Raw genomic sequence first — 22,070 nt, forward strand, 5'->3', positions numbered from 1 at the left:
CGCCGGCAAACCGCGGCGCAGAGGCATCCGCCCCACACCTTAGACGCACGAAGGGCGGTGGGATTTCTCCCACCGCCCTTGTGACGGACTAACCAGCTGGCGAGGCGTTACGCCTCGACGGCTCCGATGGCCTCTTCGATCTCAGCAAATCCTGCCTGACGGCTGGTGTTGATGACGAATTCGCCCTCGAGGAAGTCGACGTGAACGTGGTCTCCCGCGTTCAGCTCGCCGTGCAGGATCTTCTCGGAGAGACGGTCCTCCACCTCGTGCTGTACGGCACGACGCAGCGGACGTGCACCGAGCGACGGGTCGAAGCCGATCTTGATGAGCTGCTCCTTGGCCGCGAGCGTGAGCTCGATGGTCAGGTCGCGGTCCATCAGGCGGTCCTTGAGGCGGGTGATGAACAGGTCGACGATCTGCAGGAGCTCTTCCGGGCTGAGCTGCGGGAACACGATCGTCTCGTCGACGCGGTTCAGGAACTCGGGCTTGAAGTGCTTCTTCAGTTCCTCGACGACCTTGCCACGCATGCGGTCGTAACCGGTCGCGGTGTCGGACGACGAGGTGAAGCCGATCGGGGTTCCGCTGATGTCGCGGGTACCGAGGTTGGTCGTCATGATGATGACCGTGTTCTTGAAGTCGACGACACGACCCTGGCCATCCGTCAGACGTCCCTCTTCCAGAATCTGGAGGAGCGAGTTGAAGATGTCGGGGTGAGCCTTCTCGATCTCATCGAACAGGACCACGGAGAACGGCTTGCGGCGCACCTTCTCGGTGAGCTGGCCACCCTCTTCGAATCCAACGAATCCGGGAGGGGCACCAAACAGACGAGACACGGTGTGCTTCTCGCCGTACTCACTCATGTCGAGGGAGATCAGTGCGTTCTCGTCATCGAAGAGGAACTCGGCGAGCGCCTTGGCGAGCTCCGTCTTACCAACACCGGTCGGACCGGCGAAGATGAACGAACCGCTCGGACGCTTGGGGTCCTTGAGGCCGGCACGGGTGCGACGGATGGTCTTGGAGAGAACGGAAATCGCTTCCTCCTGGCCAATGACGCGCTGGTGCAGTGCCTTCTCCATGAAGATGAGTCGGCTGGACTCTTCCTCGGTGAGCTTGAAGACCGGGATGCCGGTGGCTGCGGCGAGTACCTCGGCGATGATTCCCTCATCGACGGTTCCGCTGGAGCCCACGTCGCCGCTCTTCCACTGCTTCTCGAGACGAAGGCGCTCTCCGAGCAGCTTCTTCTCTTCGTCGCGCAGCGAGGCGGCCTTCTCGAAGTCCTGGTCCTCAATGGCGGCTTCCTTCTGGCCACGAACACCAGAGATCTTGTCGTCAAACTCGCGCAGCTCCGGCGGGGCCGACAGAATCGACAGACGCAGGCGGGCGCCAGCCTCATCGATCAGGTCGATTGCCTTGTCCGGAAGGAAGCGGTCGGCCACGTAGCGGTCGGCCAGGTTGGCGGCAGCAACGATCGCGCCGTCAGTGATCGACACCTTGTGGAAGGCCTCGTACTTGTCGCGGAGTCCCTTGAGGATGTTGATGGTGTGGGGAAGGGACGGCTCGTGAACCTGAACCGACTGGAAACGACGCTCGAGAGCGGCATCCTTCTCGAAGTGCTTGCGGTACTCGTCGAGAGTCGTGGCACCAATGGTCTGGAGCTCACCACGAGCCAGGAGCGGCTTGAGGATCGAGGCCGCGTCGATAGCGCCCTCTGCGGCTCCGGCGCCAACGAGCGTGTGGATCTCGTCGATGAAGACGATGATGTCACCGCGGGTACGGATCTCCTTGGTTACCTTCTTCAGGCGCTCCTCGAAGTCACCGCGGTAGCGGCTGCCGGCGATGAGCGAACCAAGGTCAAGCGAGTAGAGCTGCTTGTCCTTCAGCGTCTCGGGCACGTCGCCCTTGACGATCGCCTGGGCGAGGCCCTCGACGACCGCAGTCTTTCCAACTCCAGGCTCACCGATCAGAACGGGGTTGTTCTTCGAACGGCGGGAGAGGATCTGCATGACGCGCTCCATCTCCTTCTCGCGCCCGATAACCGGGTCGAGCTTGCCGTCGCGAGCAGCCTGCGTGAGGTTGCGTCCGAACTGGTCGAGAATCTGCGAACCCTTGTCGGGTGCCGCGTCGTTGCCGCCCACAGCGACAGCCTCCTTGCCCTGGTAACCAGATAGCAGCTGGATAACCTGCTGGCGTACTTTGTTCAGGTCGGCACCCAGCTTGACGAGCACCTGAGCTGCGACGCCCTCACCCTCGCGGATGAGGCCGAGCAGGATGTGCTCTGTACCGATGTAGTTGTGGCCGAGCTGCAGTGCTTCACGCAGTGACAGCTCAAGAACCTTCTTCGCCCGCGGCGTGAAGGGGATGTGCCCGGTCGGCTGCTGCTGACCCTGGCCAATAATGTCCTGTACCTGCTCGCGTACGGAATCCAGAGAGATGTTGAGCGACTCAAGAGCCTTCGCCGCTACGCCCTCACCCTCGTGGATCAGCCCGAGCAGGATGTGCTCTGTACCGATGTAATTGTGGTTGAGCATCTTGGCCTCTTCCTGGGCCAGGACAACGACGCGACGAGCGCGGTCAGTAAATCTCTCAAACATCTTTTTCTCCTCCAGCGCCGGGCAGGGAGTCGGCGCCGATATAAAGAGAGTAACCACGCAGAGCGCAGAAAAGTCCGCCGTTCGCCGCAGGCGAAGAATGGTTGGAGAAGCGGATGCCCCGGGCCGGGTCCGGCACCCATTGACAGTTGCTCAGCTTGCTCCTAATTTGGCGACATCCGTTGTTATCGATACTCGTTGGGGCCGCCATGAGATTGTTCGATCCCGCAGCACGCCCGACCAACCTCATTACTCCTCCGAGTGCGGGTGGTGCCGTGCCCCAATCGAGCCTCCTACAAGTGACCCGGGTAGTTGCGGCAATATGGGTGGCCACCGTCCTCGTCGTAACGACCGCCGCCCTCATCCAGACGCTCACGTCGGACTCTGTTCAACTCACAATGCCCGTCGCCGAGTTCTGGCCGGCGCTGTACCCCTCGCTTCATGTGCAAGGTACGAGCGCCGTCGTCACCGGCGGGGGATTCACTTCCGCAACGGTCTCGGTCGCAGGGCTCGACGTAGCGGCGCGCTTGTGGCTGGCTGCTGGCACGTTGCTCGTCGCGCTTACCCAGCTCGTTATCGCCATCATGGTTCTGAGGTTTTGCACTCGGCTCTTGTCGGATGACCCCGCTCCCGCCCATTTCCGTCGCGCTCTGAGAATTGCCGCCTTCACGATCCTGATTGGCGGCCTGTGCTGGCAGGTCTGCTTCGGCATATCCGGAACCCTTGCATCGCAGCAGGTACTGGGAAGGTCCGGGTGGGACATGACCGACACGGTTGTCTCCGGTTCTGACCTCGAGATTCGCGGCCTTGCGAATCCAGCCGTGCACCTGCAGGTCGACTTCTGGCCGATTCTCGTCGCGCTCGCACTCTTGGCCGCCAGCTCTGCGTTCCAGGTCGGGGCGAAAATGCAGAGCGATCGAGAACAGCTACTCGTCGATCGTCAGCGCCTTGTGCGCGAGACCGAAGGCCTCGTATAACCGGTGGTGGACGACAGCACACTGCCGGGCATCCACTGCCGTCTGGATGACCTGCTTGCGTCACGGGGTACGACTCTCACCGAGCTGAGCAGGGTGGTGGGCATCAGCATCGTGAATCTGTCGGTTCTCAAAAACGATCGCGCGCGGGCCATCCGCTATTCCACGTTACGTGCCATCTGTGAGGCGTTGGACTGCGACGTCGGCGACCTGCTTGTACGGGTTCGCCCCGATACGACCGGGCCCAACTAGCCCGTGCAGCGCATGGGACTACCGTCGAACCATGAGCAACCTGGAGGTCAAGCCTCCCGAAACGGAGCTGGTCGATCCCGCGGAGAGCGAGACGACGCCGCCCATCGTGCGACCGGATGCCACGGGCTTCGAGTTACTCACTCCGCGCGACGTTCCCCTCGGCGGACCCCGCGCGATGGAGGTGCGCCGCACCCTCCCCCAGCGGGCCCGCAGCCTCATCGGCGCCTGGTGCTTCGTGGATCACTACGGCCCCGACGCCGTCGCGCGCACGGGAGGCATGGTCGTTCCTCCCCACCCGCACACCGGACTACAGACGGTCAGCTGGCTCTTCGCGGGCGAGGTCGAGCACCGCGACAGCAGCGGGGCACACGCGATGGTGCGACCGGGTGAGCTCAACCTGATGACCGCCGGCCGGGGCATCCAACACTCTGAAGTGTCCACGACCGACACCACCACCCTGCACGGTGCCCAGTTGTGGGTGGCGCTTCCGGATGCCACGCGCCACAGCGAGCCCCACTTCGAGCACTATGCGCCGCCCGCCATGGAGGTGCGGGCCACCGGCGCCGGCGACGCGGCCACGGTGCGGGTGTTTCTCGGATCGCTCGCCGGAAGCGTCTCGCCCGTCATCACATACAGCCCGCTGGTCGGGGCGCAACTCGACATCCCCGCGGAGACGTCGATCACACTCGACATCGACGCCGGCTTCGAGCACGGCATCCTGCTGGACGCGGGTGAACTCTCCGCCGACGGCAACGATATTCCCATCGGCGACCTTGCCTACTTCTCTACTGGGCGCACCACGCTGACGCTCACCGCCGGCGCGTCCGCCGTGCGCGCCCTCCTGATCGGGGGCGCTCCCCTCGGCGAACGCATCGTCATGTGGTGGAACTTCATCGGCCGCACCCACGACGAGGTCGTCGCGTATCGCAGCCAGTGGCAGAGCGAGGTCATCGGCGACGCGACACGGACGGGCAGGTTCGGCCACGTCGACGGCTACGACGGACCCGCGCTGCCCGCACCGGTATTGCCGAACGTGCGGCTGCGCCCGCGCGACTAGGACTGCGAGAGAAGGAGGTCATCCATGACACAGCTGATTCTTCGACGGATTCTCGAGGCACCCAGGGCGGCGGTCTGGCGGGAGTGGACGGATCCCGCCGAACTGTCGTCCTGGTTCTGGCCTACGGAGTACCACGCGTTTTGTTCCATCACGGCGGAGCCGGGTGGTCACTGGCGGCTGGCGTCCAAACCGATGGACATGGGTGCCGAGGGCGAGTTCATCATCGTTGAGCACGAGCGTCGGCTGGTGTTCACCTGGAAGTGGGACCGCGACCGTCACCAGACGGTGACGACCGTGTCACTGACGGATGAACCGGACGGCGGCACCGCAATGCTGGTCGCACAGGGCGACTTCACCTCCGATGCCGAAATGGAGCAACAGGAGAAGGTCTGGCGGCAGAGCCTTGAGCGACTGAACGCCCGGCTCTCGATCCGCACCGGCGGTCACTGACGCCGCTTCCGCGGGGTCGACCGTCGGGCGACTTAGTCGGTCTTGACGCTCTTGGCGACGGGCGCGGGCTGGTTCGCCTTGGCGCGCTCTTCGGCTTCGATCTGCGCGTACACCTTGCGCTCGGTGCGGTCGGCACGGAAGATCCAGCGCATCGCCAGCCAGAACAGGACGCCGACGAGCACAGTCGGGGTCAGAGAGGCGAACGCGTTCGCCCAGAATTCGTGTGGCACCGGAACAGACTACCGCGCGGGTGTCAGCGGTTGCCTGTGAGGGTCACTATCGCGACCAGCACAAGAATGCCGATGAGCGCGGCGGCGGTGATAAAGCGAGAAGTACGGCGGTTCATGAGCCCTTTGTGATTACTCCAACGAGTCCCGAAACAATGAGGTAGATCGCGACTCCGGCCACAACCACCCACAGCACGATTCGGTTGGTGGTGATTGCTGGTTTCTTCTTCTCGCCATCGGGAAGGATCGGATCGGTCATAGCTCGACCCTACTTGACGAGCGGGAAGAGAATCGTTTCGCGAATGCCCAGACCGGTGATCGCCATGAGCAAACGGTCGATGCCCATGCCCATTCCGCCGGTCGGCGGCATGCCGTGCTCGAGTGCGCGCAGGAAGTCCTCGTCGAGGCGCATAGCCTCAACGTCGCCCTTGGTGGCCAGCAGCGCCTGCTCTACGAAACGCTCACGCTGAACGACGGGGTCGACGAGTTCGGAGTAGGCAGTGGCCAGCTCGAATCCGCGGATGTACAGGTCCCACTTCTCGACGACACCGGGCTTGGTGCGGTGCTGGCGAACGAGCGGTGAGGTGTCGACGGGGAAGTCCATGACGAACGTGGGACGCACGAGGGAGTCCTTCACGAAGTGCTCCCACAACTCCTCCACAAGCTTGCCGTGTGTGGGCAAGTGCACTTCTACTCCCACGGTTGCCGCCAGCGCCAGCAGCTCTTCTACCGTGGTTTCCACAGTGATGTCGACGCCGGCTGCGGCAGAGAGGGAACCATACATGTCGATACGATCCCACTCGCCTCCCAGGTCGAAGTCGCTGCCGTCGGCCCACGTCACGGTGGTGGATCCGGCGACGGCGACTGCCGCGTTCTGGATCATTTCCTGGGTGAGATCGGCCATCTGGAGGTAGTCGCCATAGGCCTGGTAGGCCTCGAGCATTGCGAACTCCGGAGAGTGCGTCGAGTCGGCTCCCTCGTTGCGGAAGTTGCGGTTGATCTCGAACACCCGGTCGATGCCGCCCACGACGGCGCGCTTGAGGAACAGTTCCGGAGCGATGCGAAGGAACAGCTCCGTGTCGAACGCGTTGGAGTGCGTGGCAAACGGACGGGCTGCTGCGCCACCGTGAATGGTCTGCAGCATCGGGGTCTCGACCTCGAGGTAGTTGTGTGCCGAGAACGTCTGGCGCAGCGACGCATTGACGGCGGCGCGGGCACGCACGACGTAGCGGGCCTGCTCGCGGACGATGAGGTCGAGGTAGCGCAGGCGCACGCGGGACTCATCGCTGAGTTCGGAGTGCAGGTTCGGCAGGGGCAGGATCGCCTTGGACGCGATCTGCCACTCGGCAGCCATGATCGAGAGCTCACCGCGGCGGCTGGAGATTACTTCGCCGGAAACGAAGAGGTGATCGCCGAGGTCGACGAGTTCCTTCCACAGGGCGAGGGAGTCCTCGCCGACGACCGCGAGGCTGATCATGGCCTGGATGCGCGAGCCATCGCCGGCCTGCAGCGTGGCGAAGCACAGCTTGCCGGTGTTGCGCAGGAAGACAACACGACCGGCGACGGCCGCGTTCTCTCCGCTTGCCTCGTCGATGTCGAGGTGGTTGAAGCGGTCGCGTACACCCAGGATGGTGTCGGTGACGGGCACACCCACGGGGTAGGCGCCGATGCCGAGTTCGTTGAGACGATCCCGCTTCGCGAGGCGCACGGCCTTCTGCTCCGAGACCTCGGCCTCGGTCAGTTCTGGCTCGATTTCACTCATGGGGCGCTCCTGGGGAAGGGGGTGGCTGCAACCGTCCCATGGTAGTCGTCCCGCGAGGGCGACCCGGCGAGGGAGCTATCCGGCGAGGACGATGAACGCGTTGTCGATCAGCCGGATCGAGCCGACGCGGGCGGCGACGATCACGAGGGCCGCACCCTTGTAGCCGTCGTCGACGGGAAGGAACGTGTCGGGGTGCACGATCTTGAGGTAGTCGAGCTGCACGAGCGACTCCCCCATGAGCGTGCCCTGCGAGGCGGCGATTACGGCGTCAATGCCCTGGTCGGCGGATGACTCGGCCGCGTCCAACGCCTGCGAGAGGGCACGCGCGGCACGCGTCTCGCGAGCGTCGAGGAAACGGTTTCGGCTGGAGAGGGCGAGCCCCGTGTCATCCCGAACCGTCTCGACGACCTCGACGCGGACGGGCTCGTTCAGATCGGCGAGCATGCGGCGCACGAGGTAGACCTGCTGGGCGTCCTTCTGGCCGAAGATGACCGAGGTGGGGCGCACGATGTTGACGAGCTTGGAGACGACGGTGAGCATGCCGTCGAAGTGTCCGGGGCGCGAGCGTCCCTCGTACATGCTGCCGACGGGACCGGCCTTGACGGTGGTCTGCGGCGGGCCGGACGGATACATCTCCTCCACGGAGGGGGCGAACACGAACGGGACGCCGAGGCGGTGCAGCTTGTCGAGGTCTGCCTCGAGGTCGCGCGGGTAGCGGTCGAGGTCCTCGTTCGGACCGAACTGCAGCGGGTTGACGAAGATCGACACAACGACGGTGCCGCCGAGCTCGAGGGCGCGCTGAACAAGGGCGATGTGGCCCTCATGGAGGGCGCCCATGGTGGGGACGAGGACCACGTTTCCGCGGTCGGCCAGCGCGGACCGTGTGCCCGCGATCGTGGCGAGTACTACCGGGCGTGCGAGGGGTGAATCGTTCACTGTTCTTCTTCCGAGCCATCGGCCCCGAAGCTGTCGTGCGTAAATGAGGCGAGATCGATCGTAGCCGGAGTCGTGGAGGCAAGCGCATTCTCGACCGACGATCGCACGAGCGGCCCGAGGATCTGGCCCGGGAATTCCATGCCGATTCCGGCGAGAAGATCGGTCGCCTGCTGCACGATCGCCATCGAAAAACTGGTCGCGGTGGTGATTGCCTCGGCGTACGCGGGCCGGTCTTTCTCGGCGATGAGGAACGGTTCGGCACCCATCTCGACGACGAGGGCCTGTCCGATCGGCTGCACTGCGGTGGGGGCGGTGACGGCGCAGAAGCTCTCGCGCAGGCGCACGAGGTCGATGCTGGTGCCGGTGAACGACATCGCCGGGTGGATGGCGAGCGGGATGACTCCGGAGGCCATGGCCGGCCCGAAGACGCTGACGCCGACGGATGCGGCGGTGTGCAGCACGAGCTGACCCGGCTGCCAGGCGCCGGTGGCGGCGAGCCCCGCGATGAGGGACTCGAGCTCGGACTCCGGCACGGCCAGGATGACGAGTTCGCTGCGTTCGATGATTTCGGGAATGCCGAGAATCGGCACGTCGGGAAGCATCGCCTCCGCGCGGTCGCGGCTGGTCTCGGAGACGGCCGAGATGCCGACGATGGCGTGGCCGGCCCCGGCGAGGGCCGCGCCGAAGACCGGACCCACCCGTCCGGCGCCAATGATCCCGATGCCGAGGCGGCCTGAGCGTTCAATCATGGTGTTACTTCTCCCGAGCGCCAACGATGGCTGGTGTCCGCTCCCGCGGACGTGATGACGGCGGACGAGGCATCCGCAAACAATTGCAGCGCGGCATCCCGGTCGATCGCTCCCAAGTGGGCGGTGATAGGGCCGGCGACGGTATCGACGTGGACGGCTGCCAGCCCGAGGGCACGCTCGAGCGGACCCTGCTTGAGGGCAATGCTCTGCACGCGCGGCTCCGGAACGAGGATGAGCTGCCGCCACACGGCGCCCTTGCGCAGCAGCAACAGGTTGGGGCCGAGGGCGAATCCGTTGCGGCGCCAGGAGAACCAGCGCAGCGGCCACGCGCGCCGGGGCGAGTTGACGAATCCGTCGGCGCCGCCGCGGGACATCAGTCCGTTGCGCACGAGCAGCGCGACGTTCTGGCTCACATCAGCGGGGACAGCGACGTTCTGACCCGCATCAGCGGGGACCGCGGCGGTGTCACCCTCGATCTCCGCTACGGCGTCCGCGGCACCCAGGCCGGACGGAACGCGCAGCCCGGGCAGGATGAGCCCGAGCACCTTCGTAACATCGTCGAGATTGCCGACCGGCAGGATCGTGGTGTTCTGCTGGCCGTCCGCGCCCTTGGTGGAGGACTGCGAGGCGCGGTTGACCTTGACCTCCCACCAGCCGGCGGGCCGCCACAGCAACGGCTGGCTGACCTGCACGGAGTGGATGCGCCCGGGCGGGAGCGTCTCGTTGCTGGTGGTGAGCAGGCCGAAGCCGACCCGCACGCCGTCCGGGGTGTCGGCGATCGAGTAGCGCAACGACTTGGTGAACCTGCGCACGAGGAAACTTCCGAGCCCCAGCAGCACCGGAAGCATGCCGATGATGAGGAACGGTTCGCCCGTGAGCGTCAGCGCCGTGATGGCCCCAGCGATGATGAGCAGGAAAACGAGGGTGGTGTCGCTGAGCAGGATCGATCCGACGAGTCGTCCGGTGTGCATCTTGACCACGGACTCGGGCGGCGCGGTCGAGGGGTCAAGCTCGGGGGCGAGCAACTCCCCCACACGCTGGTCGAGGAGCCCTCCGAGTCCGGCAGCGGCGGCCGGGGCATCCCGTGCCTTCTCCGCCGCACGTGTGCCAGACGCGAGGCTCAGGATGTCCCGGCGCAGCGCGTCCGCGTTGGACGACGAGAGATACGCCAGCTGCACGTTGGCGTCCTGCCCGGCGACGTTGATTTCGAGGCGCGCAGCACCGAACAGCCGGGCGAAGAACGGGCGGACGATGTTGATGCCCTGGATGCGGTCGAGGCGTCCGCGCCTGTTGGTGCGGAACAGGATGCCGCTGCGCACCTCCACAACCTCGTTGGTGATGCGGAAGGTGTGCATGCGCCACGACAGGTAAAACACGACGATGAGCACGATGAGCACAACGGCGACGACGAGGAGGGCGATGCCGACGTATCCCTTGTCGACCACATAGTCGATCGGGTCGCCCTCGTACGAGGACGAGCCGTCGAACACGAGGTCGATCAGCCTCTCGCGGAGGTTGGCGATCACCACACCGAGGATGGCGATGAACGCGATACCCCCGCGCAACAGCGGGGTGGCGGGGTGCAGGAAGTGCCACTCGCCGTCGGTGAGTCCGCTGGCGCCGCCGCTGAGTTCGGGCAGCACTGTGGGGTCGAGGGGTGCGGGTGTCACGGGCATCACAGGCGTGACCGGCGTCACCGGGGGCTCGGGCGTCGGGGGCTCGGGCGCCGCGGCTGCCGGTTCCGGCTCGACGTGTGCCGCCGAGGTGTCGTCGTTCACAGCCCCGCCCGACGGGTTTCGGCCAGTTCGACGAGGCGGTCGCGCAACTCCTCCGCAGCCGCCTCCGTGAGTCCGGGGATGACAACTCCGGTTGCCGCAGCGGCCGTCACAAAACGCAGCTCGCTGAGTCCGAGCGCCCGGGCAAGCGGACCACGGTTAATGTCGACGAGCTGCATCCGCCCATACGGAACGGATACGAAACGCTGGAACATGAGTCCGCGACGAAAGAGCAGGTCGTCCTCGCGCAGCTGGTAGCCGATCGAGCGCACACGCCGCGGGGTCAGCGCCACCACGATGATGAGCACGACCGCCACGATCGCGGGAAAGACCCAGAGCCAGAACACTCCGCTGAGCAGGGCCGGGATGCTCGTGCCCACGACGATGACGAGACCAAAGAGGATGCCGCCGATCACGTCCACGGCAACGTAGCGGGGAGATACACGGAGCCAGGTGATCTCCGGCAGTTCCAGTCGGTCGGTCACGATGTGTGGTCCTCGGGCTTGGTGTTGGGACTAGTGCGGCCGTACGGTCGCGGGGATGATCTCATCCTGCTTGTCATCGTCGTCCGGGGGAATGCTGCAGAGATACTCCGCAATGAGCCCACCAACCAGCAAAACAAGGGCGCCCACCGCGGTCGCCGCAGCCATCACGATCGAGCCTACCCCCGGGATCACCGAGCGGCTGAGTACGAAAACGAGGATGCCAACACCCGCGCCGGTGAGCAGCGACCCGGCGATGGCGGATGCCTTGGAGAACACGAGAACACGGGTGGCGTAAAACGGATCGACCCTGCCGTGCACCTTGCTCTTGACCGCCCGACGGATCGGAACGGCCAGGAGAATGTCGAGACCTCCGATGACCGCGAGCACGAGGGCGAGCGAAATCGGCGGGATGACGATCGGCTGGCCGTTGGCCGCGAGGGCGACCTGAAGCAACCACGCGGCTGCTCCGCCGAGCACGGCGAAGAGCACGAGGGTTATCGGTCGGGTTCGGGTCACAGCAGTGCCTCCGCAGCGTAGGGTCGCACATCGTCGCTGGTCTGCGCCAGCAGGGTGTCAATTCTGCCGAGACCGGGCAGCTCGGCGTCCGGCTCGATCTGCAGCCACGGCGCGAGCACGAAACCCCGGACGGCAGCCCGCGGATGCGGCAGCGTCAGCCGGTCGGTCGAGGACTGCTGCGCTGCATACGAGATGATGTCGAGGTCCAGCGTGCGGTCGCCCCAGCGCTCGGTGCGCACCCGTCCGTGCTCGTTCTCGATCGCGTTCAGCGCGTCGAGCAGCGCCTCCGGGTCGAGCGCGGACCGCACGGTGATCACCGCGTTGAGGTAGGCCGGAGCCTCCTCGTCCACACCCTCGATTTTCCACGCGGGCGTCTGCACGATGTCCGATGCGGCGGTCACGACGACGCCATCGAGGGCGTTGATCTCCCGCACGGCGTCGCGCAGTGTCGCCTCCCGGTCCCCCAGGTTGCTGCCGAGCGCGATAACAGCGGGCAGCTCAAGGCGAAGGCGTTCGCGCCGGATCACGCACGACCCCGCGTGATCGTGACCGACACGTCCGCGAACGGCACCGTGATGGGAGCGCCCGGCTTGTGGATGGTGACGACGGCGATCTGCACGGCCTCGTGGGACAGCGCCACCTGCGCGACGCGCTCCGCGACGGTCTCGATGAGGTCAACCGGGTCGCGCTCCACCGCGGACACCACTTCTTCCGCGAGCACGCCGTAGTGCACGGTGCGGGCAAGCTCGTCGCCCTCGGCCGCGGGTGACAGGTCGAGGTGCACGGTCACGTCGATGATGAACTCCTGGCCGTCCCGGCGTTCGTGCTCGAAGACGCCATGGAACGCGGAGGCCCGCAGCCCCGTCAGGGTGATCTGGTCGTAGGGGTTCATGCCCTCTGCTTTCGCTCGGCCGAGATGTTCCAGCGATCCCAGACATCGAGAGCGAGGCGAGTGGATGGCACGTCGTGCACGCGAACTCCCCACGCCCCCGCCTGCGCGGCCAGGGCGCTGACGATCGCCGTGGCGGGGTCTCGCGCGGCAGCGTTCGACCCGTCCGTGGCGAGATCCGCGAGGAAGCGCTTGCGGGATGCGCCGATGAGTACGGGGAAGCCGAGCGACTCGAACTCGCCGAGCGCGCCGAGCACCTGCCAGTTGTCGTCAGCGTTCTTGGCGAAGCCGAGACCGGGATCGACAATGATCTTGTCCTCGGGGATGCCCCAGACGATGAGTTCGGCGACGCGTTCCGCGACTTCGCGCGTGACATCCTTCACTACATCGGTGTAGTGGGAATTGTCCTGGGATCCGTCGAGGTGGCCACGCCAGTGGGACGCGATGTAGCTGACACCGGTAGCGGCGATCGTGCGATACATCTCGGGATCGGCGAGACCGCCGGAGACGTCATTGATGAACTCGGCGCCGGCCTCGGCGGTGAGCCGGGCGGTTTCGGAGTTCATGGTGTCGACGCTCACGCGAATTCCACGGTTCACCAGCTGGCGCACGACCGGGAGCACGCGCTGGATCTCGACCTCCACCGGAACGCGGGTCGCACCGGGCCGGGTGGATTCGCCGCCCACGTCGATGACGTCGGCGCCCTGGTCGGTGAGCTCGGTGCCGCGGGTCACGGCCGACGAGGCATCCGTCCACCGTCCACCGTCGCTGAAGGAGTCGGGAGTGACGTTGAGGATCCCGAATATCAGGGGAGAGCTCATGCCCGCGTGCCGATCAGTGCCATGGTCTCCGCGCGCGCCACCGGGTCACTGAGAGTGCCGCGGGAGGCGAGGGTGACGGTCGAGCTGTGGGTCTGTCGCGGTCCGCGGGTGGTCACGCAGTTGTGCACGGCGTCCAGCACAACGAGCACGCCGCGCGGGTCAAGCCCGTCCTGCAGCGCGTCGGCGATCTCCTCGGTCAACCGCTCCTGCACCTGCGGACGCGCCGCGAGGGCGTCCACGACGCGGGGCAGTCGCCCGAGCCCCACCACGCGCCGCCGGGGCACGTAGGCGAGATGGGCGACGCCGATGAACGGCAGCAGGTGGTGTTCGCAGATCGAACGGAACTCGATGTCGCGCATGACTACGAGCTCGCTGAGTTCGTCGGATCCAAGCTCGAGCTCGGGGCTGTCGGCGAGAAAGCTCACGGGGTCGACGTCGAGTCCTGCGAAGAACTCGGTGTACGCCTGGGCGACGCGCTGTGGAGTGGTTGCGAGCCCTGCACGGCCGGGATCCTCTCCAATGGCGGAGAGGATCTCGGCGACGGCAGCTTCGATGCGCCCAGTGTCGATGGGAGCCACGATGCCTTACGCGGTTGCGATGCCGGGTGACTTACGCGGGCGCGGGGTCCGCTTCGGCTTCGCGGTCGGCTCGGAGTCAACGCCACCGTCGACGGCACCTGCATCGATCGGCGCCTTGGAGGGCACGCGAACCGGCGGGAGGTCGGACAGCGGGCGCTTGTTGCTCGAGAGCCACAGCGGGCGCTCCGGGAGCTTCTTGACATCCTTGAAGATCTCGGCGAGCTGCTCGTGGTCGAGCGTCTCCTTCTCGAGAAGCTCGGACGCGAGGCGGTCGAGCACGTCGCGGTTGTTGTTGATAACTTCCCACGCCTCGTCGTGCGCCTTCTCGATGAGCAGGCGAACCTCGGCATCGACGGTCTCGGCGATGTTCTCCGAGTAGTCGCGGCCGTTGCCCATGTCGCGTCCCATGAAGGGCTCGCCGCTCGCGTTGCCGAGCTTGACGGAACCGACGGCGGCACTCATGCCGTATTCGGTGACCATGCGACGGGCGATGGATGTCGCCTTCTCGATGTCATTCGACGCACCCGTGGTCGGGTCGTGGAAAACGACCTCTTCCGCGACGCGGCCACCCATGGCGTAGGCGAGCTGGTCGAGGAGTTCGTTACGGGTAACGGAGTACTTGTCTTCCAGCGGAAGGACCATCGTGTACCCGAGGGCGCGTCCACGCGGGAGGATCGTGACCTTGGTGACCGGGTCGGTGTGACGCATCGACGCGGCGGCCAGGGCGTGTCCACCCTCGTGGTACGCGGTGATGAGCTTTTCCTTGTCGGCCATGATGCGCGATCGACGCTGTGGTCCGGCCATCACGCGGTCGACTGCCTCGTCGAGGGCACGGTTGTCGATCAGCTGCGCGTTGGAGCGCGCGGTCAGCAGTGCTGCCTCGTTGAGGACGTTCGCGAGGTCCGCACCGGTGAACCCGGGCGTCTTGCGGGCGAGGACCTCGAGGTCGACGCCGGCGGCGAGGGGCTTGCCCTTGCCGTGTACCTCGAGGATGCGCTTGCGTCCCTTGAGGTCGGGGGCGTCGACACCGATCTGGCGGTCGAAACGACCGGGGCGCAGAAGCGCGGGGTCGAGAACGTCCGGACGGTTGGTCGCGGCGATCAGGATGACGTTGGTCTTCGGGTCGAAGCCGTCCATCTCCACCAGCAGCTGGTTGAGGGTCTGCTCACGCTCGTCGTTACCGCCGCCGATTCCGGCGCCACGGTGACGACCGACGGCGTCGATCTCGTCAACGAAGATGATCGCGGGGGAGTTTTCCTTTGCCTGCGTGAACAGGTCGCGAACGCGGCTTGCACCGACACCGACGAACATCTCGACGAAGTCAGAACCCGAGATCGAGTAGAAGGGCACTCCGGCCTCACCGGCGACGGCGCGGGCAAGAAGTGTCTTACCGGTTCCGGGAGGGCCGTACAGCAGCACGCCCTTCGGGATGCGGGCTCCGACAGCCTGGAAGCGCGCGGGGTCCTTGAGGAAGTCCTTGATTTCTTCGAGCTCTTCGATGGCCTCGTCGGCACCCGCCACATCGGCAAAGGTCACCTTCGCGGCATCCTTGCTCACCAATCGAGCCTTGGACTTACCAAACTGCATGACCTTGTTGCCGCCACCCTGCATGCGGGCGAAGAGGAAGTAGAAGATCACGCCGATGATGAGGAAGGGCAGGAAAATGCCGATCAGCGACGTGAGGAAGTTGGCCTGCGGCACCTCGTCGTTGAACTTCGCTCCCGACGAGTTGACGGCGGTGATTACCTCTTCGCCGCGCGAGACGACGTAGTAGAACTGCACCTGCGTGCCGTTGTCGCCGTCGGCCTTGCTGAGCTTGAGGTCAACGCGCGGCTGGTCGCCACCGATGATCTTGGCCGAGTCGACCGTGCTGCCCTTGAGGAGGGTGAGACCCTCCTGGGTCGTCACCTCGCGGAAACCTGAGCCGGTGAGAAGGCTAGAGCCAATCCACACCGCGACGATTGCTAAGAGAATGTAGACAATCGGACCGCGAAAAATACGCTTCATATCCATGATGATCCGGGCGAGCTGCCCTTCACCTTCCTCGAGTGACGTGCTGCAAGATTAGCGCCCAGACGCTGGACGGCCACTGGATGTTTGCCGTGGGCGTAACCGGGGTTTTCATCGGCATTGGATAGTGAACCCGGCTATGAATGTCGCGGACCGCCGCGGGGACGGTTCGCGACTACCGATATCGCTACGCGTAGACGTGCGGCGCGAGGATTCCGACGCCGCGCAGGTTGCGGTACTTCTCGGCGTAATCGAGGCCGTATCCGACCACAAAGGCGTTCGGGATGTCGAACCCGACGTACTTCACGTCGACCTGAACCTTGGCCGCTTCGGGCTTACGCAGCAGAGCGCAGATCTCGACGGAGTCGGCGCCACGGGCGCGGAGGTTCTTCACGAGCCAGGACAGCGTGAGGCCGGAGTCGATGATGTCTTCGACGATGAGAACCTTGCGGCCGTGCAGGTCGGAATCGAGGTCCTTGAGGATGCGGACGACGCCGCTGGACTGCGTGCCGGCGCCGTAGGAGGAGACGGCCATCCAGTCCATGTCGATGTGCAGCTTGAGCTCGCGGGCGAGGTCGGCCATGACCATGACCGCTCCCTTGAGCACGCCGACGAGCAGGGGCCGCTCCCCCTCGTAGTCGCGTTCGATCAGACGTGAGAGCTCAGCGATTTTGTCGCTGATCTGCTTCTCGGTGAGCAATACCTCGGTGAGATCTGCCGCGACGTCGCTGAGTTCCATGGGGAGCTGGTTCCTATCCGTATCTAGCTGAGACTGGCGGTGTCACCGCTCGGGGCGCTGGTGTGGGCGCTGAAATTGAGCAGGCCGCCGTGCCTGACCACCCTAATGCCCGGCAGGTCGATGGGTCCCTGTCCGTGCCAATCGGTCACCAGTCGCGCGACCTCCAGGGTGTGGGCACGGCTGAGTGAGACGTGGAACTCGCTGAGCACGGCGAGCCGGATAAGCCGCTGCCGCAGCGCGGGCGGATTGCTCGCCAGCGCGCGCACCGGGAGCGAGATACCGGCCTCGGCGATGTCGGCAAGTTCCTCTGCGATCTCGTCAGCGAAGTGGTCGAGGGCGTCGCCGTCCTCACGCAACTGGTCGGCGGTGCGCACGAGGGCTTCGGCGATGCCGGGACCGAGCTCGGCCTCCAGCATCGGCAGCACGCGGGTGCGCACGCGAACGCGCGTAAACGCGTCATCCGTGTTCTGCGGGTCGTTCCACGGCTCAAGACCCGCGTCGGCGCAGGCCTGCACCGTGGTGGCGCGGCGGATGCCCAGCAGCGGGCGACGGTAGAGCCCGGCGACCTGTTCCATTCCGCGCAGGCTCGTCGCTCCGCTCCCCCGGGCGAGACCGAGCAGCACAGTCTCGGCCTGGTCGTCGAGGGTGTGTCCCACGAGGACGGCCACGGCACCGGTGTCCATCGCCGCGGTCGCGAGGGCCGTGTACCGGGCGGCGCGGGCGGCGGATTCGGGCCCACCCTCGGTGCCGACCTCCACGGAGACCTGCAGCACCGGGTCGAGACCCAGATCGGTCGCCTGGCGGGCTGCGGCGGCCGAGACATCCGCTGATCCACTCTGCAATTGGTGGTCGACGATCACGACGCCGGCGCGCAGGCCCGCTCGCGGAGCCTCGAAGGCCGTGGCCGCGGCGAGCGCAAGGGAGTCAGGTCCACCGCTGAGGGCGACGAGCACCAGCGGCGCGGGGCCGTCCCCGCCGGCGGCGGGCGTGAGGGGAACGAGCGCCTCGCGCACCGCCCTGCGCACATCGGCGATGGCGGGCGTAAGTCGAGGACGGGGCGATGAGTGCATCCAGTAACGTTATTGCAGCAAACCCAGAACCCAAGGAGCACGCATCATGGCCGCCTACGACGCCGTTATCGAGATTCCCAAGGGAAGCCGCAACAAATACGAGGTAGATCACATCACCGGTCGGGTGTACCTCGACCGCGTGCTCTTCACGAGTTTCGTCTATCCCACCGACTACGGCTTCTTCGAGAACACGCTTGGCCTCGACGGTGACCCCGTCGACGTGCTCGTGCTTCTCGACTACCCGCTGTTCCCCGGCGTCGGCGTCTCCGTGCGCCCCGTCGCGGTCTTCAACATGACCGACGATGGCGGCTCGGACGCCAAGGTCATCGCCGTCCCGGCCAAGGACCCGCGCTGGACCCACATCCAGGACATCAACGACATCCCCGAGCAGACCCGCAAGGAGATCGAGCACTTCTTCGAGCACTACAAGGACCTCGAGCCCGGCAAGTGGGTCAAGACCGAGGGATGGGGCGACGCCGCCGAGGCCGAAGCCATCGTCATCGCGGGCTTCGAGAAGCTCAAGGCCGAGGGCGCGCACTAGCCCTCAGCGTGTGGCATCTCCCGCGTGGCGGGAGATAACGCAGACTTCGGCGGGAGACGCTGGCGGTTGGCGGGAGTTGTAACTCCAGCCGTCCGCCGGTTTCTCCCGCCGGCCTCGTTAACGGGTCAGTTACGGAGTCGGGCGACCGGCGTAGGGAACCAGGTCGCCGTAGCGAACCGCGCGGATCCGAACGACAGCGCCGGGGTACGGCGCCTCGATCATTTCGCCATTGCCGATGTAGATCGTCACGTGATACTTCTCGGCCGAGGTCGATCCTCCGTCGGAGTACCAGAGCAGATCGCCCGCCACCATCTTGCTCAGCGGCACCAGACGGCCCTTGACCTTCATGGTGTTGTACTGGTTCGTCGACGAGTGGGTTCCGATGTACACCCCGACCGCCGCATACGCAGCCTTGGTCAGGCCCGAGCAGTCCCACGAGTCGGGGCCGGACCCGGCGAATACATACGCATCGCCGAGCTGCTTTTTCGCGAACGCGATGGCGCCGGCAACCCCGGACTTGCTTGGGGCCGACGGCTCCGCGGGCTCGGGATCCTTCGTCGGAGTCGGCTTCGACGGCGTGGTGGTCTTCGAGGGCTCGGGCTGCGACGGTTCGGGATCGCTTGAGGGGCTGGACGGCGTGCTCGGTGCCGTCTGCGCCGGAGCGTCGGGCGCGGTCGATGTGCTCGGCTTGGCCGGCGTCGCGAGAACGGGGGGCGCCGGAGCGTCGTCGATCGCCTGCTGGGCTGCTTCCGCGGCCTTGCCGTCGAGGTACGCGCGTTCGACGCTGGCGGTGGTGCCCTTGAGGGAGGCGAGCTGCTCGTAAAGTCGCGTCGAATTGGCCTGTGCTGTGGCGACCTGCGCCGCGGCATCGCGGGACGCCGCCTCGGCGACGGCGTAGGCGTCCTGGGCCTTGGTTGCGAGACGCTTGCGTGCCGCGGTGGCAGTGTCGGCCTGGTCAGAGAGCGACTGCGCGGCATTGGTGTCGAGCGTTGCCTGCTCGTAGATTCCGGAGGCCTGCTCCGTCAGCTTGGTGACCGCGCCGAGGCGCTCCAGGAGCGATGTCGCGTTGTCTCCGTCGAACAGGAGCCCCATCGCCACGTTGCCGTTGTTCGACCGGGCAAGCTGCGCGGCGAGTTGGCCGGCGAGTTGGCGCGAGGCGGTGGCCTTGGCGGCCGCGACATCCGCTTCCGACTGCAACTGTGTGGCGCGGGCAGTCGCAGAATCCAGGGCATCGTTGGCTATCTGGAACGCCTCGCCCTTCTGCAGGGCGACCCGGCCGTATGCTGCGGCGGTCGCTTCGAGGTCGGTGATGAGCCCCTCGATCTTGCCGACGGCGGTGAGGGTGGCGGCCTCGTCCTTCTTTGCGGCCTGCACGTCGCTCCACGACGGGTAGTCGGGAGCGGCATCGGCCGGGCCGACCAGGCCGAGGGAGAGTGCCAGCGTGCCGACGACAACGAAGGTAACCACCCCGGCGGGGCGGCGGGCGGAGACCACTAGAGAACCGTGGCCGGGGTCAGCGTGCGGCGCGCGCTATCCAAGGGTGATGCCCTTGCTGCGCATGAAGGGAACGGCGTTCTCGGCGACACCGTTGTGGCGCACCTCGAAGTGCAGGTGGCAGCCGGTGGCGTATCCGGTCATACCGACCAGGGCGATCGTCTGTCCGGCGCTGACCTTCTGGCCGACGTGCACCTTGATGCCGCCGTTGACGATGTGGGCGTAGCCGGTCTGGATTCCGCTGCCGTTGTCGATGAGGACCCAGTTGCCGTAGGTGCCGTACCAGCCGGCGTAGATGACGGTTCCGCCCTTGGCCGCGTGGATTGGTGTGCCACAGGAGGTCGCGAGGTCGGTACCCGAGTGGAGGCGGTAGTAGTGGAGGATCGGGTGCAGGCGGTACCCGAAGCCGGACGAGATGTAACCGCTGACGGGCTTGGCCCATCCGCTCGCCACCACGGCGCCTGCCGGGCCGAGGCCGTTCTTCAGGGCTTCCTTGGCTGCTGCCGCTGCGGCTGCGGCTGCCTTCGCGTCGGCGATCTTCTTCAGGCGTGCCTTTTCGATCTCGCCTGCCTTGTAGTCGGCCTCCGTCGTCTGGCGCGCGGTGGTGAGTGCTGCCAGCTGGGTGGTGAGCTCGGCCTTGTGTGCTTCGTTGGCGGCTACAGCGGCATCGGCTGCGTCTGCGGCGGCCTGTGCGGCAGCAAACGCCTTCTCGGCTTCCGCCTTGAGGCCCGCGAGAATCCCCGCGGCGACGTTGGCCTGGTCCGTGAGCGCCTGTGCGGTGTTCTTGTCCTGGAGGGCCTTCTCGTAGATGCCGTTGGCCTGCTCGGTGACCTTGCCGGCCTGTCCCATCATCGACAGCAGATCACCGGCCTTGTCGCCGTTCATCAGAATGTTGAGCGTGAGATCGTCGTTGCCGGTACGCGCGAGCTGCGCGGCGAGCTGGCCTGCACGAATCTCGGACGCCTTGGCGGACGCGGCGGCTGCATCGGCCTGGGCCTGCAGCTCGTCCTTCTTGATCGAGGCCTCGAAGTAGTTCTCGTCGGCCTCCTGGTAGGCATCGCCGGCCTTCTCCGACGCAGCGGCGGTGGCATCGGCGTCGGCCTGGAGCTGGTGAAGCAGGGCCTGGATGACGGCTACCTGCTGTTTGGTCGCTGCCTCGCTCTTGCGGGCGGCAACGACTTCTGACCACGACGGGTACTTGGCGGCGGAGGCGGACTCGACGTTGGTCCAGACGACGCTGGCACCAACGAGCACCGCGAGGACACTCAGCATCGCTATCAGCCGGTTGCCGCGCGATGCGAGACTCCACCCGCCGAGTGCGCCCGTGTTGTGGTCGATGCTCATAAAATCCCCGAATCGATTTGCTGGCCGGTCCGAGGGCGTCAGCAAACTCATGAAACATCTCAAAAGTACTCTTCTGCCCGCGGAATGCCGTGGTTCGTCACATCCGCTTTATGGCAGCAAAGTTTCAATGACAGATTGAACGTACCTGCTGTGTCTGAACAAGGCGTGGACATACGCGCGATTCGCGCCAATCATCTCGGTTTGGCATTTCGGATTCTCACCCGTATGCTTATCCCTCGGCTGCTCTTGTAGCGCCAAAGCAAGTCGGCCCCATCGTTTAGTGGCCTAGGACGGCGCCCTTTCACGGCGTTAACACGGGTTCGAATCCCGTTGGGGTCACCAAACATTCGAAACACAATTAAATAGCTTGGCCCTGTAGCGCAGTTGGTTAGCGCGCCGCCCTGTCACGGCGGAGGTCGCCGGTTCAAGTCCGGTCAGGGTCGCAAAACAGATAAGCCTCTTCGAAAGGAGGGGCTTTCTGTCTATGAGAAAGAGATTTCTCAATGGCCCTGTAGCTCAGTTGGTAGAGCGCACGACTGAAAATCGTGAGGTCACCGGATCGACGCCGGTCGGGGCCACTTGACCATCTGCGGGCTTCTACCGCGGGTGGTCATCTTTTTTTGCCGTTTTTCGGAAGCCCGATTCGACCGTTGAACCGGCCAGTGGCCACATTTTGGACACACTTGAAATATTTACCCGGTCATTCAACGCGATAGCGACTGAGTCAAGATCGTCGTCAAAGAGATCCGCATAGACGTCCAATGTCATTGCAGCCGAGGCGTGGCCAAGCATGCGTTGAATTGATTTGACGTT

The 22,070-nt window shown here is 65.6% G+C and carries 23 protein-coding genes, 3 tRNA genes and 1 pseudogene; 8 read left to right on the forward strand and 19 right to left on the reverse strand.

The window, feature by feature from the left end; all coding sequences use genetic code 11:
- Positions 1–107 precede the first annotated feature (107 nt).
- Positions 108–2,591: an ATP-dependent Clp protease ATP-binding subunit gene (locus tag HB677_RS15930; protein ID WP_213816728.1), complete on the reverse strand. Its 2,484-nt coding sequence runs from the start codon at positions 2,589–2,591 to the stop codon at positions 108–110.
- A gap of 296 nt (positions 2,592–2,887) precedes the next feature.
- On the opposite strand from HB677_RS15930, the gene HB677_RS15935 reads away from it, so the two are divergent.
- Genes HB677_RS15935 through HB677_RS15950 form a run of 4 tightly spaced genes read left to right on the forward strand, consistent with a single transcriptional unit; the run spans position 2,888 to position 5,321 of the window.
- Positions 2,888–3,565, forward strand: a complete 678-nt coding sequence (locus HB677_RS15935) for a hypothetical protein (protein WP_213816729.1) — start codon at positions 2,888–2,890, stop codon at positions 3,563–3,565.
- 6 nt (positions 3,566–3,571) lie between these two features.
- Entirely contained in the window at positions 3,572–3,814 is a 243-nt protein-coding gene (locus tag HB677_RS15940) for a helix-turn-helix transcriptional regulator (protein WP_307852626.1), read from the forward strand.
- A 31-nt stretch (positions 3,815–3,845) separates the two neighbouring features.
- Entirely contained in the window at positions 3,846–4,871 is a 1,026-nt protein-coding gene (locus tag HB677_RS15945; protein WP_213816731.1) for a pirin family protein, read from the forward strand.
- Positions 4,872–4,895: 24 nt separating this feature from the next.
- A complete protein-coding gene (locus HB677_RS15950; RefSeq protein ID WP_213816732.1) occupies positions 4,896–5,321 on the forward strand; it encodes an SRPBCC domain-containing protein in 426 nt (141 codons plus the stop codon).
- A gap of 32 nt (positions 5,322–5,353) precedes the next feature.
- Here the strand turns inward: HB677_RS15950 and HB677_RS15955 are convergent, their stop codons facing one another.
- The 15 genes from HB677_RS15955 to tilS form a co-directional block, all read right to left on the reverse strand.
- Positions 5,354–5,551: a hypothetical protein gene (locus HB677_RS15955; protein WP_213816733.1), complete on the reverse strand. Its 198-nt coding sequence runs from the start codon at positions 5,549–5,551 to the stop codon at positions 5,354–5,356.
- Between the two features lie 112 nt (positions 5,552–5,663).
- The gene (locus tag HB677_RS15960; RefSeq protein WP_213816734.1) at positions 5,664–5,807 is read right to left on the reverse strand and encodes a hypothetical protein; all 144 of its coding nucleotides are present in this window, start codon (positions 5,805–5,807) and stop codon (positions 5,664–5,666) included.
- Positions 5,808–5,816: 9 nt separating this feature from the next.
- On the reverse strand, positions 5,817–7,310 hold the full coding sequence (gene lysS / locus HB677_RS15965) for a lysine--tRNA ligase (protein ID WP_213816735.1): 1,494 nt from the start codon (positions 7,308–7,310) through the stop codon (positions 5,817–5,819).
- 75 nt (positions 7,311–7,385) lie between these two features.
- On the reverse strand, positions 7,386–8,246 hold the full coding sequence (gene panC / locus HB677_RS15970; protein WP_213816736.1) for a pantoate--beta-alanine ligase: 861 nt from the start codon (positions 8,244–8,246) through the stop codon (positions 7,386–7,388).
- Positions 8,243–8,995, reverse strand: coding sequence for a Rossmann-like and DUF2520 domain-containing protein (locus tag HB677_RS15975; RefSeq protein WP_213816737.1), 753 nt, complete (start codon positions 8,993–8,995; stop codon positions 8,243–8,245). The genes panC and HB677_RS15975 overlap by 4 nt, the downstream gene beginning before the upstream one ends.
- On the reverse strand, positions 8,992–10,773 hold the full coding sequence (locus HB677_RS15980; protein WP_213816738.1) for a PH domain-containing protein: 1,782 nt from the start codon (positions 10,771–10,773) through the stop codon (positions 8,992–8,994). The genes HB677_RS15975 and HB677_RS15980 overlap by 4 nt, the downstream gene beginning before the upstream one ends.
- Positions 10,770–11,255: a PH domain-containing protein gene (locus HB677_RS15985; protein ID WP_213816739.1), complete on the reverse strand. Its 486-nt coding sequence runs from the start codon at positions 11,253–11,255 to the stop codon at positions 10,770–10,772. Before HB677_RS15985 ends, HB677_RS15980 begins: the two co-directional genes overlap by 4 nt.
- Positions 11,256–11,285: 30 nt before the next feature.
- The gene (locus tag HB677_RS15990; protein ID WP_213816740.1) at positions 11,286–11,771 is read right to left on the reverse strand and encodes a DUF3180 domain-containing protein; all 486 of its coding nucleotides are present in this window, start codon (positions 11,769–11,771) and stop codon (positions 11,286–11,288) included.
- A complete protein-coding gene (gene folK, locus HB677_RS15995) occupies positions 11,768–12,298 on the reverse strand; it encodes a 2-amino-4-hydroxy-6-hydroxymethyldihydropteridine diphosphokinase (RefSeq protein ID WP_213816741.1) in 531 nt (176 codons plus the stop codon). Before folK ends, HB677_RS15990 begins: the two co-directional genes overlap by 4 nt.
- On the reverse strand, positions 12,295–12,663 hold the full coding sequence (folB, locus tag HB677_RS16000; RefSeq protein ID WP_213816742.1) for a dihydroneopterin aldolase: 369 nt from the start codon (positions 12,661–12,663) through the stop codon (positions 12,295–12,297). The genes folK and folB overlap by 4 nt, the downstream gene beginning before the upstream one ends.
- Entirely contained in the window at positions 12,660–13,481 is an 822-nt protein-coding gene (gene folP, locus HB677_RS16005; RefSeq protein WP_213816743.1) for a dihydropteroate synthase, read from the reverse strand. The genes folB and folP overlap by 4 nt, the downstream gene beginning before the upstream one ends.
- The gene (gene folE, locus HB677_RS16010) at positions 13,478–14,059 is read right to left on the reverse strand and encodes a GTP cyclohydrolase I FolE (protein WP_213816744.1); all 582 of its coding nucleotides are present in this window, start codon (positions 14,057–14,059) and stop codon (positions 13,478–13,480) included. Before folE ends, folP begins: the two co-directional genes overlap by 4 nt.
- A gap of 6 nt (positions 14,060–14,065) precedes the next feature.
- On the reverse strand, positions 14,066–16,072 hold the full coding sequence (gene ftsH, locus HB677_RS16015; protein WP_213816745.1) for an ATP-dependent zinc metalloprotease FtsH: 2,007 nt from the start codon (positions 16,070–16,072) through the stop codon (positions 14,066–14,068).
- A gap of 184 nt (positions 16,073–16,256) precedes the next feature.
- The gene (gene hpt, locus HB677_RS16020; RefSeq protein WP_213816746.1) at positions 16,257–16,808 is read right to left on the reverse strand and encodes a hypoxanthine phosphoribosyltransferase; all 552 of its coding nucleotides are present in this window, start codon (positions 16,806–16,808) and stop codon (positions 16,257–16,259) included.
- A 23-nt stretch (positions 16,809–16,831) separates the two neighbouring features.
- On the reverse strand, positions 16,832–17,878 hold the full coding sequence (tilS, locus tag HB677_RS16025; RefSeq protein WP_213816747.1) for a tRNA lysidine(34) synthetase TilS: 1,047 nt from the start codon (positions 17,876–17,878) through the stop codon (positions 16,832–16,834).
- A 46-nt stretch (positions 17,879–17,924) separates the two neighbouring features.
- Here tilS and HB677_RS16030 point away from each other — a divergent pair, with 46 nt between their 5' ends.
- Complete coding sequence (locus tag HB677_RS16030) at positions 17,925–18,419, forward strand: inorganic diphosphatase (RefSeq protein ID WP_213816748.1); 495 nt, start codon at positions 17,925–17,927, stop codon at positions 18,417–18,419.
- A gap of 129 nt (positions 18,420–18,548) precedes the next feature.
- Here HB677_RS16030 and HB677_RS16035 read toward each other — a convergent pair whose 3' ends face one another.
- Positions 18,549–19,913: an NlpC/P60 family protein gene (locus HB677_RS16035; protein ID WP_213816749.1), complete on the reverse strand. Its 1,365-nt coding sequence runs from the start codon at positions 19,911–19,913 to the stop codon at positions 18,549–18,551.
- A gap of 36 nt (positions 19,914–19,949) precedes the next feature.
- Entirely contained in the window at positions 19,950–21,257 is a 1,308-nt protein-coding gene (locus HB677_RS16040; RefSeq protein ID WP_213816750.1) for a M23 family metallopeptidase, read from the reverse strand.
- Between the two features lie 266 nt (positions 21,258–21,523).
- Here HB677_RS16040 and HB677_RS16045 point away from each other — a divergent pair.
- The 3 genes from HB677_RS16045 (at position 21,524) to HB677_RS16055 (ending at position 21,835) form a co-directional block, all read left to right on the forward strand.
- A tRNA-Glu gene (locus HB677_RS16045) sits at positions 21,524–21,599 on the forward strand.
- 27 nt (positions 21,600–21,626) lie between these two features.
- Positions 21,627–21,700 (forward strand) — tRNA-Asp (locus tag HB677_RS16050).
- Positions 21,701–21,762: 62 nt separating this feature from the next.
- A tRNA-Phe gene (locus HB677_RS16055) sits at positions 21,763–21,835 on the forward strand.
- Between the two features lie 19 nt (positions 21,836–21,854).
- On the opposite strand, the pseudogene HB677_RS18615 reads toward HB677_RS16055, so the two are convergent.
- A pseudogene (locus HB677_RS18615) lies at positions 21,855–22,070 on the reverse strand (hypothetical protein); the annotation flags it as partial.

It is taken from the genome of Glaciihabitans sp. dw_435, from assembly GCF_018449675.1.
Lineage (GTDB): Bacteria > Actinomycetota > Actinomycetes > Actinomycetales > Microbacteriaceae > Glaciihabitans.

Coding starts and splice junctions, on each gene's coding strand:
- ftsH (WP_213816745.1), bottom strand. CDS start 16,072: ATGGATATGAAGCGTATTTTTCGCGGTCCGATTGTCTACATTCTCTTA.
- HB677_RS15930 (WP_213816728.1), bottom strand. CDS start 2,591: ATGTTTGAGAGATTTACTGACCGCGCTCGTCGCGTCGTTGTCCTGGCC.
- lysS (WP_213816735.1), bottom strand. CDS start 7,310: ATGAGTGAAATCGAGCCAGAACTGACCGAGGCCGAGGTCTCGGAGCAG.
- HB677_RS16030 (WP_213816748.1), top strand. CDS start 17,925: ATGGCCGCCTACGACGCCGTTATCGAGATTCCCAAGGGAAGCCGCAAC.
- HB677_RS15975 (WP_213816737.1), bottom strand. CDS start 8,995: ATGATTGAACGCTCAGGCCGCCTCGGCATCGGGATCATTGGCGCCGGA.
- HB677_RS15945 (WP_213816731.1), top strand. CDS start 3,846: ATGAGCAACCTGGAGGTCAAGCCTCCCGAAACGGAGCTGGTCGATCCC.
- folB (WP_213816742.1), bottom strand. CDS start 12,663: ATGAACCCCTACGACCAGATCACCCTGACGGGGCTGCGGGCCTCCGCG.
- hpt (WP_213816746.1), bottom strand. CDS start 16,808: ATGGAACTCAGCGACGTCGCGGCAGATCTCACCGAGGTATTGCTCACC.
- tilS (WP_213816747.1), bottom strand. CDS start 17,878: ATGCACTCATCGCCCCGTCCTCGACTTACGCCCGCCATCGCCGATGTG.
- folP (WP_213816743.1), bottom strand. CDS start 13,481: ATGAGCTCTCCCCTGATATTCGGGATCCTCAACGTCACTCCCGACTCC.
- HB677_RS15960 (WP_213816734.1), bottom strand. CDS start 5,807: ATGACCGATCCGATCCTTCCCGATGGCGAGAAGAAGAAACCAGCAATC.
- HB677_RS15950 (WP_213816732.1), top strand. CDS start 4,896: ATGACACAGCTGATTCTTCGACGGATTCTCGAGGCACCCAGGGCGGCG.
- HB677_RS16040 (WP_213816750.1), bottom strand. CDS start 21,257: ATGAGCATCGACCACAACACGGGCGCACTCGGCGGGTGGAGTCTCGCA.